At 42.9% G+C, this 19694-nt stretch carries 20 protein-coding genes; 7 read left to right on the top strand and 13 right to left on the bottom strand.

Annotated features, from left to right (window positions below):
• The first annotated feature begins 63 nt into the window (after positions 1-63).
• Together ppnP and FHS10_RS09085 are read left to right on the top strand one after the other, a co-directional pair.
• The gene (gene ppnP / locus FHS10_RS09080) at positions 64-345 is read left to right on the top strand and encodes a pyrimidine/purine nucleoside phosphorylase (protein ID WP_259089561.1); all 282 of its coding nucleotides are present in this window, start codon (positions 64-66) and stop codon (positions 343-345) included.
• 132 nt (positions 346-477) lie between these two features.
• A complete protein-coding gene (locus FHS10_RS09085) occupies positions 478-807 on the top strand; it encodes a YbjQ family protein (RefSeq protein ID WP_259089563.1) in 330 nt (109 codons plus the stop codon).
• A gap of 341 nt (positions 808-1148) precedes the next feature.
• Here the strand turns inward: FHS10_RS09085 and FHS10_RS09090 are convergent, their stop codons facing one another.
• The 4 genes from FHS10_RS09090 to FHS10_RS09105 all read right to left on the bottom strand — a co-directional run bounded on the left by FHS10_RS09090 (position 1149) and on the right by FHS10_RS09105 (position 3942).
• A complete protein-coding gene (locus FHS10_RS09090) occupies positions 1149-1346 on the bottom strand; it encodes a hypothetical protein (protein ID WP_259089564.1) in 198 nt (65 codons plus the stop codon).
• Between the two features lie 33 nt (positions 1347-1379).
• On the bottom strand, positions 1380-1871 hold the full coding sequence (locus FHS10_RS09095) for a hypothetical protein (protein ID WP_259089565.1): 492 nt from the start codon (positions 1869-1871) through the stop codon (positions 1380-1382).
• 172 nt (positions 1872-2043) lie between these two features.
• Positions 2044-2232, bottom strand: a complete 189-nt coding sequence (locus FHS10_RS09100) for a hypothetical protein (protein WP_259089566.1) — start codon at positions 2230-2232, stop codon at positions 2044-2046.
• Positions 2233-3477: 1245 nt separating this feature from the next.
• Positions 3478-3942: an NUDIX hydrolase gene (locus tag FHS10_RS09105; RefSeq protein WP_259089568.1), complete on the bottom strand. Its 465-nt coding sequence runs from the start codon at positions 3940-3942 to the stop codon at positions 3478-3480.
• An 83-nt stretch (positions 3943-4025) separates the two neighbouring features.
• Here FHS10_RS09105 and FHS10_RS09110 point away from each other — a divergent pair, with 83 nt between their 5' ends.
• Entirely contained in the window at positions 4026-4523 is a 498-nt protein-coding gene (locus FHS10_RS09110) for an SRPBCC family protein (protein WP_259089569.1), read from the top strand.
• A gap of 84 nt (positions 4524-4607) precedes the next feature.
• A complete protein-coding gene (locus FHS10_RS09115) occupies positions 4608-5192 on the top strand; it encodes a riboflavin synthase (RefSeq protein ID WP_259089571.1) in 585 nt (194 codons plus the stop codon).
• On the opposite strand, the gene FHS10_RS09120 is transcribed toward FHS10_RS09115, so the two are convergent.
• On the bottom strand, positions 5189-6334 hold the full coding sequence (locus tag FHS10_RS09120; RefSeq protein WP_259089572.1) for a tetratricopeptide repeat protein: 1146 nt from the start codon (positions 6332-6334) through the stop codon (positions 5189-5191). The two genes, FHS10_RS09115 and FHS10_RS09120, sit on opposite strands and share 4 nt — an antisense overlap.
• A 100-nt stretch (positions 6335-6434) precedes the next feature.
• Between FHS10_RS09120 and FHS10_RS09125 the strand changes: the two genes are divergently transcribed.
• The gene (locus FHS10_RS09125) at positions 6435-6725 is read left to right on the top strand and encodes a hypothetical protein (protein WP_259089574.1); all 291 of its coding nucleotides are present in this window, start codon (positions 6435-6437) and stop codon (positions 6723-6725) included.
• Positions 6726-7032: 307 nt separating this feature from the next.
• Here the strand turns inward: FHS10_RS09125 and FHS10_RS09130 are convergent, their stop codons facing one another.
• Entirely contained in the window at positions 7033-8094 is a 1062-nt protein-coding gene (locus FHS10_RS09130; protein ID WP_259089576.1) for an acyltransferase, read from the bottom strand.
• 566 nt (positions 8095-8660) lie between these two features.
• On the opposite strand from FHS10_RS09130, the gene FHS10_RS09135 reads away from it, so the two are divergent.
• Positions 8661-9005 carry a hypothetical protein gene (locus FHS10_RS09135; protein WP_259089577.1) on the top strand — a complete coding sequence of 115 codons (345 nt, stop codon included), beginning with the start codon at positions 8661-8663 and terminating at the stop codon, positions 9003-9005.
• 70 nt (positions 9006-9075) lie between these two features.
• Entirely contained in the window at positions 9076-9537 is a 462-nt protein-coding gene (locus FHS10_RS09140) for a hypothetical protein (RefSeq protein WP_259089579.1), read from the top strand.
• 42 nt (positions 9538-9579) lie between these two features.
• On the opposite strand, the gene FHS10_RS09145 is transcribed toward FHS10_RS09140, so the two are convergent.
• The 7 genes from FHS10_RS09145 to FHS10_RS09175 all read right to left on the bottom strand — a co-directional run bounded on the left by FHS10_RS09145 (position 9580) and on the right by FHS10_RS09175 (position 19654).
• Positions 9580-12018 (bottom strand): TonB-dependent receptor, encoded by a 2439-nt coding sequence (locus FHS10_RS09145; protein ID WP_259089581.1) that lies wholly within the window; start codon positions 12016-12018, stop codon positions 9580-9582.
• A 127-nt stretch (positions 12019-12145) separates the two neighbouring features.
• The gene (locus tag FHS10_RS09150) at positions 12146-13903 is read right to left on the bottom strand and encodes a M56 family metallopeptidase (RefSeq protein ID WP_259089582.1); all 1758 of its coding nucleotides are present in this window, start codon (positions 13901-13903) and stop codon (positions 12146-12148) included.
• A 3-nt stretch (positions 13904-13906) separates the two neighbouring features.
• On the bottom strand, positions 13907-14296 hold the full coding sequence (locus tag FHS10_RS09155; RefSeq protein WP_259089584.1) for a BlaI/MecI/CopY family transcriptional regulator: 390 nt from the start codon (positions 14294-14296) through the stop codon (positions 13907-13909).
• Between the two features lie 93 nt (positions 14297-14389).
• Complete coding sequence (locus FHS10_RS09160; protein ID WP_259089586.1) at positions 14390-16366, bottom strand: sialate O-acetylesterase; 1977 nt, start codon at positions 16364-16366, stop codon at positions 14390-14392.
• 424 nt (positions 16367-16790) lie between these two features.
• The gene (locus FHS10_RS09165) at positions 16791-16898 is read right to left on the bottom strand and encodes a GIY-YIG nuclease family protein (protein ID WP_259089594.1); all 108 of its coding nucleotides are present in this window, start codon (positions 16896-16898) and stop codon (positions 16791-16793) included.
• A 352-nt stretch (positions 16899-17250) separates the two neighbouring features.
• Positions 17251-18462 carry a DUF4998 domain-containing protein gene (locus tag FHS10_RS09170; RefSeq protein WP_259089596.1) on the bottom strand — a complete coding sequence of 404 codons (1212 nt, stop codon included), beginning with the start codon at positions 18460-18462 and terminating at the stop codon, positions 17251-17253.
• 22 nt (positions 18463-18484) lie between these two features.
• Positions 18485-19654, bottom strand: a complete 1170-nt coding sequence (locus tag FHS10_RS09175; protein WP_259089598.1) for a DUF5000 domain-containing lipoprotein — start codon at positions 19652-19654, stop codon at positions 18485-18487.
• Positions 19655-19694: the final 40 nt, after the last annotated feature.

Consider the following 19694-nt stretch of genomic DNA (forward strand, 5'->3'; position numbering starts at 1 on the left):
TTGTGCTGATATTTTGGTGCCAAGTAGTTTTATTTAGGCATATTAGCCCCATAAATTATAAACATGATTAACGTAAACGAATATTTTGAAGGCTCGGTAAAGTCGCTTGGCTATACCAGTGCCCAAGGTAAAAGCACCATTGGTGTAATTGAAAAAGGTGAATATAAATTTGGCACATCAAGCCACGAAACCATGACCGTTATTGAAGGCCAGCTTGATGCCTTGCTACCGGGCGAAAGTGAATGGCAGTCATTTACAGCCGGCCAATCATTTGAAGTTGAAGCCAATACATCTTTCAAAGTAAAATCGCATGTGCAAAGTTCTTACTTGTGTAAGTACAAATAAACAGCTTACCGCATCTGTTTAAAACCATTGATCAAAAGAAATTGTTGTTAATGAGGCAGGGATCATACGGTACTGATCTATCGTAACATTTAATGGTTTCAATACTCTAAATGATAATTAATCAATTTTAAAATGGATACATCACTTATTACAACCAGCACCGGCTTAGATGGCTATCGTGTTGTTAAGCATTTGGGCGTTGTGCGCGGCATTACTGTACGTAGCCGTAGTGCGTTGGGCAATATCGCAGGTGGTTTTCAGTCGCTTTTTGGCGGCCGGCTTTCTATTTACGTAGAGCTTTGCGAAAACGCCCGCGAAGAAGCCTACCAATTGCTCATCCAGCACGCACAGGCTATTGGCGCAAACGCCATTATCAATATGCGTTATGATGCCAATGAAGTAATGCAGGGCATCACCGAAGTACTGGCCTATGGCACCGCTGTTGTTGTTGAAAAAGCTTAAATAAACAAAGCGGCGGTGATGATATTTGCCGCCGCTTTTATTTTTAGGTAGATGTAGAATCCTGTTTAAGTTACCAATGCGGTAATATTTACGTACCGATAGATGTTTATTGTTTAGTGCAGCGTTGATCTGTATTTCAAAGGTGGGTATTGGCAATAAATAGCAACGAAGGGCCATTACGCTATTGCAAGCGCACATTTACGGATAATGCAACACGTGGTTAAACGCGAAAGCAATACAGCTGCCTGCGTAGTAGCCGCAAGCCACAGCTAAACCTTAACAAAAAATGCCCAACTTTCAGTCGGGCATTTTAAATAGCGATAAATTTATTTACTGGCGTATTAATTAAAGTAACCCAGCGGGATGCTTTTCCAAAGACCATGCGCCAGGTGACCTATCAATAATTCATAGATCAAATAAACGGGCCAAATAAGATAATGAATCAACAATAAAATGGGCGAATGGTTATAATGCCAACTGATCATTAATGTATATAAACCTAATACAAGGTATAGTATGCTGGTGTCCCTGGTTTTCATTTCTTCAGATATATTTTAATCGAATTTAAAAAATTACTTACAATTAGTCATATTGTAAATCACTTTATAATCAGATGCGGCATTAGTTTGCTCTTTATCTGTCTTTGTATCATATTTATAAGGCTTTTGTGCAAGCGCGTTGCCGCGCAATTGAAATTCTACGCTCATGGTATCTGCGCGGCCTTCCTGGTTAAATGTCCATAAAGCTTTAATGGCGTTGCCGTTCAATGTACCTGTTAATGTACCCTTACGGGCATCCTTTTCTTTAGGCAGCCATTGCATATTTCCGGTAACTTTGTCGCCGTTAATAAGCATGCTTACTTTGGTAGTATCCTGTGCCTGTGTACCATCGGTATGAAAAAAGCAATACTGCATATTTACAGCCGGCGAACCAGGGGCGCTGGTTAATTGTGTATCGCCCGGGGAAATTTTTATGTCCGAAGTGTCATTGCTGTCGCTGCTAATGTTTCCTGTACAGGACGCCATTAATGCCGTCAGCGCTACCAGGTATAAGTTGATCTTCATAGGTTTTTAATTATCAATATTGATGTATGACAATTAAAAATCAAAAAGGTTCAATCAGAAAATGCAGAATTTATCAAGGCAGGTTTGGGATTGATTACCTGCGGGTTACAATTTGTTATGTAGTGTAAACATTCAATTGTCACACTACATAATATTGTAAGACGAAAAGAAATTATACTTTCTTTTCGGGAGGGGTAGATACAATTTCGCCAAATTCATTAACGTAAGCCATCATGCTTTCCAGATCGCTGCCGCCGCCGTTTTGCTGGCGTTCTAATTTACGCTGTTCTTTATCTTCTTTCTTTTTTTGACGATTTTTTTCGAGTTGCTTTTTCATGAAGGTTGCCTGCGATTTAGCCATGTTTTATCAAAATTTAGTTAAACAATGCGCTTTTCCTGGTATTCACCGCCATCAATCAAAATCAACGGAACTAACGTTCGGTATCGGGTAATATATGAAGAGGATCACATCAATTAAAGTCCGGGCAGCAACGGTATCAGCGGGGATAAAAATGAAACCTGATCAATAAACAATTGACGAGTGGGTGGCTATGAGGAAATAGCTATAATTTTCCGTTTGTTATGCAAATATACGAAAATTTTGCAGATTTAGCCTCATCTACTGTCATGACTTTGAAGGGGAAAATGACGTAACAAAAAGGGCTGTCATCCTGCGTTGTAAAATTTCGTTAAATTTTTAAGGTGGAATGACAATATAAAGCTATGTCATTGCGAGGAACGAAGCAATCGCGAACTATGCAAATCCGCCCTGTATAGCATGCGATTGCTTCGTGCCTCGCAATGACATGGTGGACTTGTCATGGGTAGGAACGAAGGATCTTCTTCGCCCTGCTCATAGCAGACTTTTATAGCGAAGAAGATCCTTCAAGCGTATCCATGACAAATCCACCATGTCATTGCGAGTATCCATCAGGATAAACCTGAAAAAAGCAATGATGATGTGCAACAAGTAAGGCTTTTCGTAGAGACGCATATTTGCGTCTCCAACTATACAGAGCGGATTTGCAGGGCCGATATGCATACTGATTTGCTAATTGGATTTGCACACGGGAGACGCAAATATGCGTCTCTACAAAAAACAATATTGAAAATCAACAACTTACAAGGACGTCATTATAAGTTATAAAATCCGCAGGCTGTGAAGGTGGAATGACGCAGATCGCATGGCGGCGAAGACTCACCCGCCAGCGCTACGCGCGGCACCCTCTTCGGTTTCGCCGGAAAGAGGGTTTTGAAGATTTTTTTGTATTTATATTACTTGTAATCAATCGATTAACTACTAAAACCCCTCTTTCCACCGCAGGTGAAGAGAGAGGGTGGCGGGCGTAGCCTCGTCGGGTGAGTCTTCGCCCGCGTTCAAAGCCAATGTTTGTGTAAAGTACAAAACGTCATGCGTAGGTACGAAGCAATCGCATGCCCTACACGGCGAATCTGCACAGTTCGCGATTGCTTCGTGCCTCGCAATGACATAGCTTTATATTGTCAATCTACCTTCAAAATTTCACGAAATTTTAAAACTCAACATGACAAAAATCGGGCTATTTTTTACTATTATAAGTCGAGGCATTACCGCTCAAAACGGTAATTAAACATTCCTTTTTACTTCTGCCAATTCATCCAGTAACGCTACCTGGGCAGCATTCATTTTCACCTTAGCTTCTTCCACACTAAACCAATCGCCCCTATCCACCTCGGCAAATGATTGTTTTTTGCCAGATTTAGGCGGCCATTCCATTTCAAATAAATTGCTTTTAATACGATGTGGATCAATATCGCCCTCAACCGCCCAGGCTTGTATGAGCTTACCGCTTTTGAGTTTTATGGACGATAATGCTAAAAACTCCCCATCAATATATTGCCCTGTTTCTTCATAAAATTCGCGTTTGGCAGCATCTAATGGTTCTTCGTCACTTTCATATTCTCCTTTGGGGATCGACCAGCTGCCTTCATCTTTGTTTTTCCAGAACGGGCCTCCCGGGTGCACCAGGAAAACCTGTAACTGATCGTCTGATTTTCGGTATAAGAGGATTCCGGCGCTTTGTTTGGGCATGGCTAAATTTTAATTGCAATTAATACAAGCATAACTAATATTTGTTATTTTTATATCGAACCCAAATCCCAAAAAATAAGATCATGGCAGACGAAAGATGGAGTAAATTTAAAATTACTGCGGATTTTGATACCGACGTACGGAGCATTTACCAGGCCTGGGCAACACCGGCAGGACTTGAAAGCTGGTTTTTACGCCAGGCCGATTTTTTTGCCATAGCGGGCCGGCTGCGCGATAAGGATGAATTTATAAAAAAAGAAGATACTTACACCTGGTACTGGCATGGTTATGATGATACAAACTTTGAAAGCGGCCAGGTGCTGGAAAATAACGGCACAGATCTGCTCAAATTCACCTTCTCGGGCGGCAGCATTGTTACCATTGATATTCAAACAAAACTGGGGCTAACCATTGTTGAACTCACCCAGGAAAACATTCCCGAAGAAAGCGACCCCGCCAAAAACCTTTATGTACAATGCCAAACAGGCTGGGTGTTTTACCTGGCTAATCTAAAATCGGTGATAGAAGGCGGTAAAGACCTTCGCAACAAACGTTTTGACCTGGCCAGCAGTTTCAAATAATTTAAGCTTAGGCTGACAAACAACCCGCCGTAATATTTTAGCTTTGTTGCAATAAAGAATCCCAATAAGGGATCATACAGCTTCATGTTTACAGGAATAATAGAAACTTTAGGAAAGATCACCGATCTGAAACACGATCAGGGTAATTTGCATATCACAGTTGAATCGGCCATTTCGCACGAGTTAAAGATCGATCAATCGGTTGCGCATAATGGTGTTTGTTTAACCGTTATTGCCCTTGGTGATGGCTTCCATACCGTTACCGCCATTGAAGAAACGCTAAATAAAACCAGCCTTGGCCACCTTAAAGTTGGCGAACCTGTAAACCTGGAACGCTGCATGCAAATGAATGCCCGCCTTGACGGGCACATTGTACAGGGACATGTTGACCAAACTGCCATATGCACCGCTTTTAAAACCCTTGATGGCAGCTGGGAGTATACTTTTGAATATGACGCCGCCAATGGCAATGTAACCGTTGAAAAGGGTTCTATCTGCGTAAATGGTATTAGCCTTACCGTGGTAAACTCACAGGCTAACAGCTTTTCGGTAGCCATTATCCCCTACACTTTTGAACATACCAACCTGCACAACGTAAGCGAAGGTTCGGTAGTTAACCTGGAGTTTGATATTATAGGCAAGTACGTGGCCCGTTTAATGAACCGCTAATTAGAAAGTTGTTTGGCCCTGGCCTGCGCGTAAGCTACATACTTTTGCTGTTTATCGGTTAGTTTACTGCTCATGAACTTTTTGTAGTATTTTACAGCCTGTGCTTTGTTTTTGAGTTCATCGTCGTACACGGTGGCCATCAAATAGTAAATAATGGGCTTTTCATCAAACTGTAAGGCCTTTTGATAGGCAAAAATAGCGGCTTTAAATTTCTTTTTCACATCATAGCTATCGGCCATTTCGGCGTAGTAATCGCTGATGTTGGGCGAAATACCGGCTTCTATTGCCTTACCCAGGTTTTCAATACATGCCGACTGATCTTTAAGCATTTTATAATCAAGCGCGGCTATGTAATAACTCGTTTCGGATTGGTTAATTTCCGGGATCCTTTTAAAGGCATCGATACTACATTCATATTCTTTTAAATTATAATAAGCTGATTCGAGTTTGGTTAAAACCAACCCATTCTCGGCCCCTGCCGCTATCAGTTTTAAGCAGGTAGTTTTTACCAGTTCATATTTCTTTTCGGCATAGGATAGTTTAAGCAGACTTTGTAATAAAACTATATTTTCAGGATCCTGGTTTATAGCACCGCTAAGTACTTTTTCGGCCTGGTCAAGCAGTTTCAGGTTAACATAAATATCGCTCAGGTCAGACGCCACGTCGGGCTCGGCCGGATTTAACTTATTGGCTTTTTGCAGATAAACCACCATGCCTTCAAAATCACTTTTATCCTGGGCTATTTTAGCCAGCTGTTTAAACACTAAAAAGTTGGTGGTATCCTTTTGTGCCAGGATCTTATAATACATTTCGGCCTTTACATTATTCCCCCTGCGCAGATTGATTGACCCAAGGCTAAACAAAACACCTGTATTGGTTGAATCTATTGCATACATCCTTTGGTAATACCCTTCTGCATCGGGCAGCTTCCCGGCCATATTTGACGTGTAGGCCAGCTTACTTAATACCTTTATATCAGTTACCGGTTCGGGATATGTTTTCCTGAGCAAATCGGCAGCCTCGGCAAAGCGTTGGTTCTGGTAATAATCTAACAACAAGGCATCGGTGGCGTTTGATGATTGCTGTGCAAAAACAGGTGTTAACAAACACATAAATAAGGAAAAGATGACGGCATTTTTCATATCAACTAAATTATTAGTTATAGATGAAATATCCAAATGCTAAACAATTTTTATTATTTGGAGTTAAGCTTATATATTAAAAATTAAAAAACATACTACTATGGATAAGTTAAAGAAATTCGGACTGATGGAAAAAATTGTCCATGAACTGGAAGACTTAAAGAACAGCCAGCAGGCCATTATAACCAAACTGGCCAAAATTGAGGTTGACAATATAGAGCTTGGCGATAAGCGCCTGGAAAAAGACCTGCCCGAAATGCACCAGCGTGTTGCAGATAACCTTGATACCATTGCAGCCATTCTGGAAGATTTTGCCAGCCAAACTGAAAGCTATAGCGATAAAAACAATATCGCGGCCCTGCGGGAACAGGAAGCTATCGACAAATTATAAAAACGTATCCCCTACCGTGTACCCACATCTTGTTAAACCCTACTCTCCCAATAAAAACGTTGTCATTTCGACGAACAAGGGGTGGGATTGCGCGCCGGAGGTGAGGAGAAACTATCTCTTGAGCGCAGCGAAAAATCTTGTAAAAGCAGACATTCGGTCATGCAAGGCGTACAAGATTTCTCTTTCGCACCTCGCTCATTCCCCTCCTTCGCTCTATCGAAATGACATTTTCCTTAACAAAAAAATGTGGGTACACGGTAGCCGGAAACGGGGATTTTTTGATTTTGCTCACGTTTGTTTCGATGCGTTAACCCACCAGGTATTTTACTCCAGGGATCTTACTCATCAGATAAATTAAAAGCCAGGATAACAGGAAGCAAGCCAATGCTATCAGCGGGATACTGATCACGGGCGAAAAGATAGTATAGTTAATATCCAATAAGTCAAAAATATTAAGGATAAGGGCATGGCTCAGGTAAATCCCTAATGTATATTTAGATGCGTTATCGAAAGCGCTTTTTACTTTAGCATTGAGCTGAACTTTGGTGTGTTTGGCCATCAATAAAGCGCCTGCTGCAAATACCGCCACAACCGGGCCAACGGGTTCGTAAAAAAATGTTTTTAATTCATGATATTTCATTTGCAGGTAGTAAGTACCACTGGCAATCAAAACCACCAAACCGATAAATACCAAACCGGCAACAACGGGCAGCGCACGAAAACTAAATTGTTTATAGGCAAGGTAATAACCCAATACCAGGTAACCGATATACCCTGTGAAATTATGAACATCAATAGCAGCATTGAATTTGCTTAAGTACGGCGTGCCAATAACCATGGTTAAATACCAGATAGCCAGGAAGTATAACAACTCCCTTTCGGTAGCATTTTGCACAAATTTGCTTAACACGGGGATTATCAGGTATAAGCCCATAAGCTCATATACATACCATAAATGGTAATAACTTCCGCTGATTAGCTGGTGCAATACAAATTTGGTATCGGCCCAAATGTTCATGGTAAAGGCGATCTCTTCGTTGTACAGGCGGTAACCTATATAAACCAGGCTCCAAAAGATGAATGGCAGAATGAGCCGACCGATACGTTTTTTCAGAAAATCGCCCAATTCATATTCGCGGTTCAACGACAAAGCACCCGTGATCATTACAAAAACCGGCACCGCGAAACGGACCAATGCGTTATAAATATCGCCGGTGACCCAATCTTTTAATGGCGTGCCTTTAAAAGCAAATAAGAGCGGCGAAGTGGTATGCAACACAATTACGGCAAACATGGCTATCAACCGCAAATTATTGATCCAACCGATGTTTTGTCTATTGTGCAGGCCTGCAGCTTCGCTAAATTTCATCTGATAAACATATACAATATTTTGATGCTGTAAAACAGCCTATTTGTTAGTAAACGTTTTTTTGTTGCCCGAGTTATTCCCGCGTGCAGGAAAGTCGCTTTTAAAAACTTATCACCTAATTTTGGCCAAAGCCTTTATGTTATAGTGCTATTTTCCGCCCCATAAATGGGACGGCAATGAATTGCCACCTCAATCAGAACTTGATTTCATTGCTGTTTGGCATAAACTTTTATTTAATAATAACTAATGGAATAAGCTTATGGCGTAGGGAAGATATAAGCATCAAACAATACTTTGTTTTTATTGCCTGGTCCTGGTTAAATGATCCTGGTATCGAAGGGACTTGTATTGGCCAACAACAGGCACAAATATTTGGATGCGCGTAACTTGCGCGACACATCAGTTTAGTGTTAACCATGTCAAAATACAAAATACTGATTATTATGTAATTACGATGTATTTTATCTAAAATATGTTAAGTTATGTTAACCCAATTAGATGCGTTTGACCTGGTTTTGGCACGGCCCTATCCTATTCTTAAACTTTAAAATGCTTATCTTTGTAAAATGCTATCTAAGCTCGTGAAGCCTTTACTGCTGATAACCCTGTTCTTCGCTTTACAATTAAGCGGATTGAGAGTGTATGCGGTTTCCGCGGATGGGCAGGGTTCCAAAACCCAGCGTGAGGCAAGTGTTAAACAAAGCGTTCAACATAACCAGCTGATAGCCGAAACAAGTGCCGAAATTCATTTGCCGGCATTGCAAATTACCGTACAGGCCGATGCTTGCTTAACTTCGGGTACCCGGACTAACCTAACACCGGTTACAGATCTTCATTTAAGCAGCCAATTAACAGTACCAACATCCCGGTTTTACCGGCTTATCCTCTTCCCTTTTCATGGCTTCTGGTAAAGCCTGCTGATCATCTAATTTTATTCTTTCGCTTTTATTGAAGCGTATTTATCAATTTTAATTTATCAGCATGAACCATATAACAGAAAATGCCCTGGTTGCGGGCATCTTATTATCTATTGTAATTATACCAGTGGTGATCATCACCAGGAAATCAAAACAAAAACGAATAGCCGCCTTAAATCAAAAGTTGCAAACCGCTGCAAATGACTACCAACTAAGCTTAACCCGTACCGAATTGCTGGGTAACAAGATCATCGGTTGGGCACAAGCGGGTAAAACATTGTTGTTTGGTTCGATGGAAGGCATTGTGCTTAACGATTTAAACAATGCCGCGCGGTGCTATGTACTCAAAAGCATGAATGGTAACTCCGTTAGATCTATCATCCTGCAAGTGGCCGATCCGGTTAACCGCCTGGTTTGCAGCATTCCATTTTACGAACAATTTATGGATAATGAAATGGCCCTGAAACAGCTGGAACTACAAGCCAAAGACTGGGAACAACTGCTAAACAATCAGTTTCAAAAGTAAGTAGCAAGCCCTTCCCGGTTATAACCAGGAAGGGCTTTTAATTTAGTTCTTTACCCTGTTCTGTTCACTCTCGGCACCATTGGCTTCGTGCTTGCGCAAGCCTGCAATGGTTTTACCAAAGCGATAACTGAGCGTTAAAGCCACATTGCGCGAGTCGCCGTTGTTGTGGTAATTGGCCCGGGTGTTTGTAAGGTTGTTGATCTGACCGCCGTTATTAAAGGTGTAAAAAATATCATTGGCCAATACATTGATTGTTAAGCTTGACGATATCTTTTTGCTTGCGCCAATATTTACCCGCCCCCGGCTTGAGGAAACAAACTGGGCGTTGGTGATTTTACTTTGATAACCTCCCTCCAACTGGGTTGTCCAGTTATCAGGCAGCGTAAACTTCCACACCGACCGGCCAAAAAAGAATGTCCCGCTGGTATTAAGCCTGCCCGTATAAAAATCACTTACCGAGTGGATATTGGTTGCCCTGGTAAACAAATGCAGGTTAAGCCATTTGGTTAAATCAAAACCAGCATCAACAGAAACACCCTTTACCGTAATGCTCCCCAAATTACCCGGACGACTGTAATAAATGCCATTTACAATTTCGATGGTTTCGTTTACGTCATCTTTGGTATTGCTGTAGTTTAAGGATGCTTTAACATTTTTCCAATTGTAGGCAAACTCCAGGTTGTTGGTGTAGGATGGTTTCAGGAATGGGTTACCAGTATAGTAAGTAAATTTATCCAGCGGCGACAGGAATGGGTTCAAATCCTCGTAATAAGGCCGGTCAATCCTGCGCCCATAATTCAGGCTGATACTTTGATTGCCCGCGGTATCCAGTTTATATTGCAGGTATACCGTTGGAAACAAACCATTATAGTTTCGTTTAAATGTGGAATCGGCCTTTTGTACATTGCCAAGTTGATGCCCGGTTGATATGGTATTTTCAAACCTCAACCCCACCTGTACCGAAAACCGTTTCCAATCCTTATTGGCGTTGATATAGGCTGCGTTTATCTGCTCCTTATAAATAAAGTGATTGGTTTTGCCATAATCCGGACTGGTAACGTCATCAACCGTATAATAATAGTTGGCAATGTTATCGGTTTTGGTGAAGCTGGTTTTTAACCCGGCTTCTAATTTCACGCCGTTATTCAGCGGATGCGCATAATCGGTTTTGGCAGTATAAATACGGATATTTTCGGGCAGGTTGCCTGTCAGCAAATCGGTGCTGATCTGAGTACCATCGGGCAAAAAACCTGTATTTAAAAAAGATTGCCGGGTGCTGTTATCGTAATTTAAATAGTCGAGGTCAAACGTAAGTTCGCGCCCTTTTTTATCATATTGATGACGGTAATTTAGGTTGATAGTACCATTTTTAAAGTTGATATGCTCTTTATTATCTGCTTTAATAGTCGAATCTAAAACATTGGAGGCATCAAGCAGCCTGCTGTTGTTGATGGTATTGATATTGCCGGGGTTATACAAACCAAAAACGCCAATACCAAAAGTGGTTTTGTCTGATACATAATAATCGGCACCTAAACGGAGGTTAAGATTTTTGGTGTTACGACGAATAAAGGAGTTTTGCAAAAAGTTAGACGCCGCACTGCCGTCATCATTTAAAAAGTACCGGTTAATATCCAGGTCATTGAACGAGTTATAGGTACTATATGCCAGGTTGCCAAATATGTTAAACTTATTTTGGCGCATGTTAAAGTTAAAGCTGTTGATGGTTTTGCCATACCGACCCTGGGTGTAGTTCAAATTTAAGCCGCCGTTAAAGCCCTGAGCTTTATTCCGTTTTATGCGGATGCTGATCACCCCGCCATTGCCCGCCGCGTCATATTTTGCCGGAGGATTGGTCATCAGTTCAACCTGGTCGATACTTGAAGCTGATAGCGACCGTAAATAGTTTTGCAGCTCGATACCCGAAAGGTACGTTGGCTTATCGTCAATATAGATCTTCACCGTACCGCTGCCATTTAAGCTGATGGCTCCATTCTGGTCAACCATTACGCCGGGCGATCGTTCCAGCACATCCATCGCGGTACTGCCCGCGCTGCCGCTCATCGCGCTTACGTTTACCACGGTTCGATCTATCTTATGCTCAACAAGCTGCTTTGGGGCCACAACAGTTACCTCCCCAAGCTCTTTCCCTGCCTGCTGCAAAACAATATCGGGCATCACCAGGTTTTGATCAAGCTGTATGGGCTGGCTTTTGTAAAACCGATAGCCTATCATATTAACCGAAACCTTATACAACCCTGCCTTCAAATTGATAAACAGGTAATTTCCTTTCCCATCGGCCGCCGCGCTTTTAATCAATACCGAATCGGCGGCATTGCGCAAATAAACTGTTGCGCCGTCTAATGCTTTACCATCAGCACCATTAATTTTACCACTCAGGGTTAAGCCTGTTTGCGCATTTGCCAAAGTTGAAGCAACAGAAAGCCAGGCCGCTAAAAAGGCAGCAATTTTTAATTTCATATTGTAATGTTTTAGGTGTTTTTTATGGGGTGATCTGTTCTTTTATCGATCTAATTCATCAAAAAAAAAGGCAATAGTTATCCATGTTCATCATGTGATGACTTAAAATTTAACGTATAGTAGTATGTTATTGCTTGGTTGTTACTTTGGTGTCGGTGTCGTAATTATGATACAACGTCCACTGATTTTTACCTGTAGCGGGCACAAATTTCTGCTTGTATCTTTGGAAAACGTCATCAGGCTGCTTTACACCGTCAATGATCATTTCCAACTGGCTTAGCTTAAAGGAAAATTGTTTATCCCTACCATCTACAAGGCCGTCCTTGATCAGTTCGGCAGTCACTTTATCATCTACAGAGGGTTCTTTATCTGGTTGATAAGGCTGCTTGTATTGGTTACCATAGGGATTTGATTTATAGGCAGCCTGTGCAGCATTATAACCCGACTTATAGATATTATTATAACCATTGGGCTGCGCCGTGGCCGATAGCGGGCTTAAACCCAGTTTTATTCCGCCCAACTTTTGGGCCTGACCAGTAGAATCCGGGCCGGCAATCGCTCCCTGTTGTGCAGGCCGGCCGCTCAATTTGCCTAAATTCCCCTTTAAGGTATCTAAACCGCCGTTGTGACTGCTTGCAATGCCTCTCAACTTTCCAGGAACCTTTGTTTTGGCGGTAGTATCCGTTACCAGTGATGAATTCATCTTATTTGCTGTTGCCTGGATTGCCTGGAGGGCTTTAATCGGATCTTGTTTTTTTGCAGCTTGCGACAAATGTAATAAGCCCTGTTCAGCAACTTTAACGGTATGGTGCACTGATTGCCTGTTGAGCCCTAAAACACGATCTATCTTTTTGGCATTGGTAAATGCTATGCTCAATAAACCTGCACTCAGTAAAACAATGGCTAAAACCGATCTTTCGCGAACATTGAGCGTATGGTTACGGCCCGATACCATTCGCTTAACCCTATCTACTAATTTATCATGCCGACCCGGGAACGCCATGGCATAGGCCGGGGCCGATAGCTGGTATTCCTGGCAGCTTACCAGGGCCCTGATGTAGTTCATTTTACTACTGGTTTGATTTACAGCTATATCATCACAGCAATTCTCCCGTTCGGTACGGATCAGTGCCGAAAGCCATAATACAGCCGGATTGAAAAAGAAAATGATTTCAATTAAACTTTGCAGTAGGTTAACCAGGTAATCCCTCCGGCGGATATGAGCCAGCTCATGTACCAGGATAGCCTCAATTTCGGCGGGGGGCAAGGCGGTAAGCAGGCCGGCCGGGATAAGGATCAAGGGTTTTAAATGGCCTATCACCATAGGAACTTTGGCCAAACCAGATTCGGCAATGCCGATGATTTGTTTGATTCCCAGTCTTTGTGCCAATTGTGCAACACGCTGTTCCCAGTATTCACCTACTTTAACTAAAGACCGGCGTCTTAGATAATACAATCCCTGCAAACCAGTTAATAGTTGTAAACTGCGGGCTAATACCGCTAAAAACCAAACTAATGCTATAACCTGGGTATGACTATTGAAATAATTTATCCCTGCATCTACCCAAGAACCTTGCGTTATACCAGTTGGGCTTGTGGTTTGAAATACCAACGATGTTTCTTGTGGAGCATTTACTCCTACGGTGGCCGACCTGGATGAACCCTGGTTTATTTCCCAAATGAATGTAGCGGCCGTGGTTAACGCAAACAGCATTAATACAGCAATCATCAGTTGATATCGCTTTGCGGCGGTAGCTCTTCGGGTAAAAACCAATATCAGGCCAGTGATAACAGCCAATATAACACCTTGCCAAAGCGAATGCAACAGCATATGGCTTAAAGCTGCCGTAAAGCCGGCGGGAAATAACTGATCCAGGTAGTTCATGGTTTATTCCTCCAGTTTTCTTAAAATTTCCTTTATCTCCTGTAGTTCCTGTTCACTTGTTTTTTTGTTGCCCAGCAATTGCATTACCAGCTTACTGGCCGATCCTTTATACATCGAATCAACAAACTTATCCAGCAGGTGCGATTTGGTTTTTTGTTCCTCTTCGGCCACGCTGTAAATATGTTTCATCTGGCTTTCATCGCGGGTAAGGATGCGTTTATCGGCCATAATTTGCATCAGTTTTAGCGTGGTTGTATAATTTACCTCCTTTTGTTTCAACAGCTCATCGTTAACCGCGCGTACTGTTGATGGGCCTATCTCCCACAAAACCTGTAGTATCTCTAACTCAGATCTGGTAGGCTCAAATTGCTTAGTCTGCTCTTTTTCACTCATGATGAATCAAAGGTAGGAATATTTTCGTACGAAACAAATTTTAGGTAATAAATTTTTCGTACCTTTTAAATATAGCTATGAAAAAGCATCATTTTATTTCTTATTATAGGTAATTCCCGGCCAATCATCCGTACGGAAAGGCGATGCAGGCAGGTCGACGCCGTTATATAAATTACATACGGGGTTAATGCCCCAGGCGTATCTTACTGCTACCGGCTGGGCAACCTGCGGACTACTTACTATAACTTTATCTCCCACTATCGAAGCATCTGCCCAATAAAACTTCTGATCGGCCCCGGCAATGGCGAATCCTTTAAGTGGTTGCCCGTCCACGGTTTTAAGTCCGCCGGTGGCGAATTGAAACGAGAGGGTGATCTTATCCTTATCTACACTAAACTTTTTAAACATCGGCCCCGAATAATCGATACTGTTCCCATAGGTTTTGGCCAATGCTACCAAAGCCAACCGGCGGCCAACTTCCTGTTTGTTTTTGGGGTGGATATCAAAACCGCCAAGATCAATGGCTACGGCCATACCTGTGTTTGGCAACGCTAAGGTCCTGAGTTGTGCCTCGCGTAATTCGGCCCAGTCTGACGCGCCGGGCTGCGTTTGGGTAAAGTAATAATTGGCCAGTTGCACAAAGTAAAAAGGAAAGTCGCCCCTATCCCACTGCTTGCGCCAGTCTTTAATCATGGTTGGGAACAGATCCCTGTATTGATAAGCCCTGCCTGTATTTGATTCGCCCTGGTACCAGATAGCACCTTTAATGGCGAATTGGGTAAATGGATTGATCATGGCGTTAAAGATCATGGTTGGCCGGTTAGGGCTTTTAGGATCGGTTGGATATGGTGGCAAATCCTTTAAATTTAGCCCTACACGGTATTGCCATGCCCCATTTAACGGCAGCTGTTCGCCGGCATCATTAGCCAGGAACAATAATTTGGCATCGCTGTAAAGGCCTCCGTTGCCTGCGCCATCATACACCCTTATGTTGATGATATTTTCGCCGGCCTTAACCAGGTTGCCCGGAATGGTATATACCCTTGGGGCTAACCACGAATTGGTTTCGCCAACCTTTTCGCCGTTGAACCAGGTAATATCGGCATCATCAACTGCGCCTAAACTAAGCTTAAGCGGTTTGCCGGCCCAGCTATCCGGAACCACTATTTTTTTGTGGAACCAAACTACGCCATCAAAATTAGATAGTGTTTTTTCTAAAAACGCAGGCAAAACCATATCGCGCCATTTGGAAACGTCCTCATCCTGTGCTATCCATGCGGGTTTACCCTGTTTATATCCTGAGTCTCTTTCGGTGATCAGGCCCTGCCATTGCTGTATTTTTAGCTGGTAATCTTTTTGGGCATCCACTAAATTTTCGGTTTCAATTTTGCTTGCAGCATCGGCAAAATCGGGCAGGGTTTTCAGCGCCGGGCCGCTTGTCCAGGCCTCGGCTATAGTGCCGCCCCACGAGGTATTGATCAACCCTATGGGGATATTCATTTTGCGATATACCTCCCTTGCGAAAAAATAGGCCACCGCCGAAAAATTGCCTACACTTGCCGGCGAACATTCCGTCCACCCGCCATCGGTAACTTTGGCATCGGGCAAAGGTACATTGCTGGTCACCTGCACCACATGCAACAGGCGGATATTTGGATAACTGGCATCGGCAATTTCTTTTTCGTAATTATTGATCTTACCCCAGCCGGCCAGTGGCATTTCCATATTTGACTGGCCCGAGCATACCCAGACCTCGCCTATCAGTACATTTTTCAATTCGATGACATCACCGTCAGAAATGGTTATGGTATAAGGCCCACCGTATGATGGAGTTGCAACTTTTATTTTCCAATTACCATCAGCACCGGTTACAGCGGCATATTTTTTACCCGACCAGGTGGTAGTGATAGTCACCGTTTTACCGGCATCGGCCTTGCCCCATATGGCGGCTTTGGTTTTTTGCTGCAAAACCATGTTATCGCTAAAAACCGCGGGGAGGGTAACTTTTGCCTGCGCAAACTGTAATGAAAACAACAGCGTGGCAACGGCACTTAAGGTAGATTTAAACATAAAGTAGCATTATTATTTATTGGTTGTTAAAGTTAACATGTTAGCGCTAAAGTTGTAGCTAAATTGATTAACTAAACCGGAATAGGGCTTTTTATAACAAAAAACATAAACAAAAACGTTGTCATTTCGAACGAACCGGAGGAGGATTGCGCGCTGGAGGTGAGGAGAAATCTTATACAAGCGAACATTCAGACATGCAAAGCGTACGCCTGAAAGGAGGAGGCCAAACTTACCCGGTCACTTCATTATTCAAAAAATCCCAATTTGGATTTACTGATTCAATCAAAGCGACCTTTTTTTCTCTGCGCCATTTTTTTATTTCCTTTTCCCGCGCAATGGCTTCCTCAATATGGATAAAGTGCTCGTAATAGAGCAATTTGTAGCAATAGAATTTTCCGGTGAAAGATTTGTTGGTACCTCTATTTTAGGTATGTTGAATCACTCTTACGCTAATGTCATTTGTAACCCCAATATATAAAACTGTCTTTCCCGGGTTTGTTGTGATATACACGTAGTAATTTCTATTCCACATGTTCTAAAAATACAAGGTTTATAGTGGTTTTCAATGTTTTTTGTTTATGTCATTTCGAATCCCTTGAAGGGTTGGCCGGCGTGGGGTAAGGGTGAGAAATCTTATATCGGCGAAAAGCACGCGTTGCCCATCGCTTGTATAAGATTTCTCCTCGCCCTCCACGCAGCCCCATGCTTGGTCGTCGAAATGACAAGGTTTTTGTTTGGTAATAAGGATTTAAAAAAGAAATCTTATACAGGCGATAAGCAAACATAGCCACTCGCCTAAGATTTCTCCTCACCCCCAACGCACAATCCCCCATCGGTTCGTTCGAAATGACATCGGTTTATTTAGTAATGCATCTTCCTTTTAGTTACTTCCTATCCCTGGTGTAAAATGAAAACTCTTCCATGGTCATAAAATTGCCGCCGCCCCAATTGGTAAGCAGTTTAAACCGGTAATACCTGAATTTTGCGGTACCATCGGGCGCGGTAAACTCCTCGCCTGCTTTGGCAAAATCAATATCGGCCTGTGTAGTTTGCCCCACCGGTAAACCCGATGGTTTTACAGAAGTGTAGGAGCCAATTTTTGTCCAACTGGCCCAGCTGCCATCAGCCGCGGGGCTGTTGCTGCCATACAGTTCAAATGTTTTAACACTCTGCAGGTCGTACAAACGGTCATTTGCCTGCCAAACCTTAAACCGGTCTATAGATGCAGATTCGCCGGCATCAAATGTAAACCAGCAGGGAATTTTGGATTGTGTGGCAAAGCCCGGCGGATTATAGCTTTCATCCCACAAATAATTTTCAAGCCAGCCATAGCCGCCTTCCAGCACATCCGTTGGCAGTATCACTATTTTAAAGTTGGCTTTTGATAACTGCCTTTCAAATTTAGGCAGGGTAACCGACGACAAAGCCGGCGAAAAGGTTTCAAAAGCCGATGAATCGGGTTTATACAGCGACCGGTAAGTGAGCTGTGTACTTTCTTTAAAATCGGGCAATTCGGTTGCGGTGACTGTTGGCGGTACTGTAATTGTTTTAGCAGCGCCGCTTAAAGCGGTGTAGTTAACTTCAACACCTAATTCGCCGCCGGCAGCCACGCCCCAGGCAATTTCAATTTTATTGCCATCGGCAGATGGTGCCAATGATTTTAAGGTACGGTTAGTTAATGAGGCCAAATAACTTGGCCCGTACACCACGCCCGAAGCATTGCTCACTACCGACTTATGGTTTTGACTATCATAAGTATAAATGGTAAAGTTGTAATTACCCTCGGTTAGGTTAGGGATGATCACTTTTGCTGTATCTTTCCCTGCGGTATGGGTAACAGGCGCTTCTACCGAATCTAACTGGTTGTTCCAGTAGATCTTTAATTTGGTAACCAACGGGTCATTACCCAAAACCACGGCAACCTGCACCTTATTGTAACCCGAGTTTACCAGCACCGAATCGGCCCGGCCGGGATAGGTGATCTCGCCGCCTTTTTCATATTTTTTATACGCATCGCCTGTTGTTTTGGTACAGGAGCTTAGCCAGCTAAGCAGGCCCATGGTACACAGCAGTGCAAAATATTTTATCGTTTTCATAATGTTCATTTTTGATGGTTAATTAGTTTGTATCCCCCCACATCATGATCTCATAAAAATTCACGTAAGTACCGTTTGACCAGTTTTGCAAAGTTTTAAACCTGATGTAGCGTACTTTAGGTGTATTTAAAGGGAAGGTGATGGTTTCGCCCGCGTTAGCGGCATCAATATCAGCCTGCGAAAGCTGCCCTTCGGGCAAACCAGACGGTTTGATTTGTGTATGTTTGGCTAACAACGTCCAGCTGGCGTCATAGCTACCATCGGGGTTAGGGTTGTTTGATCCCCAGATCTCTACCACACGGGGATTATGCAGCGTATAAAAATAGCCCGGGCGCATAAACCAGCTCAGGCGGCTTAATTTAGCGGTTACGCCCATATCATAAGTAAACCATTGCGGCATGCGTGCGGCATCGCCGGTGTGGTAAAATCCATCTTGTGTGTTGCCATCAAACAGGCCGGCAATGCTACCGCCGTAACCCAGGGGTGCATCAGTTGGCAACACCAGGCCTGCCATTTTTGTTCTATCAAGCAGCGCTTCAAACAATGGCGTAGCGGTGACTATCAGTGTATCGGATAAATTACCCCACCTATCACGCACAAATATTCCAAACTTAGTTGGCGTTGATGGCAGTCCGCGGGTCGAAAAATCACCTTTTTTCAAATTGGTATAATCGGTATTAATAGGCGAAAACTGTTTTAACGAATCATTGGCCAAAACAACAATGGCCAGGTTTTCTTCGGTACTGTTTGAAAACTTAACGTTTATACCCCCAAAATCGGGCGTTACCACCAGGCTATCTCGCACAATTTTTACAGATGGCGTTAGCGGATGCACCGTAACCACCAATGGGCTTGACGTATTTTCGCTTTTATCAACCGCGTATATCGTAACCTTATAAGCGCTGGTATCGCCAAAGCCTACCACCGTTAAGTCGCTGTTATACCTGCTCACCTTGGTTTCGCGTACCTCGCCTTTTTTGGTGGTGTACGATGCTTTTACATATAACAGGTCGGCATCATTGGGCACCTGGTAGGTTAGTTTTGCCGCGCCATGCAGGTTTTCAATAGTTACATTACTTACCGGGCCGGGTGCCACATTATCTTTTGTAACGGGGCCAAGTTTATCCTGCTTGCATGAGTTTATGGCAAACAAAGCCAAACCCATGCCGCAGATAAATAATATCTTTTTCATTATCTTATATTTTAGATGGATATAATTATTTGTTGACAAC

It is taken from the genome of Mucilaginibacter dorajii (assembly GCF_024808255.1).
Classification (GTDB): domain Bacteria; phylum Bacteroidota; class Bacteroidia; order Sphingobacteriales; family Sphingobacteriaceae; genus Mucilaginibacter; species Mucilaginibacter dorajii.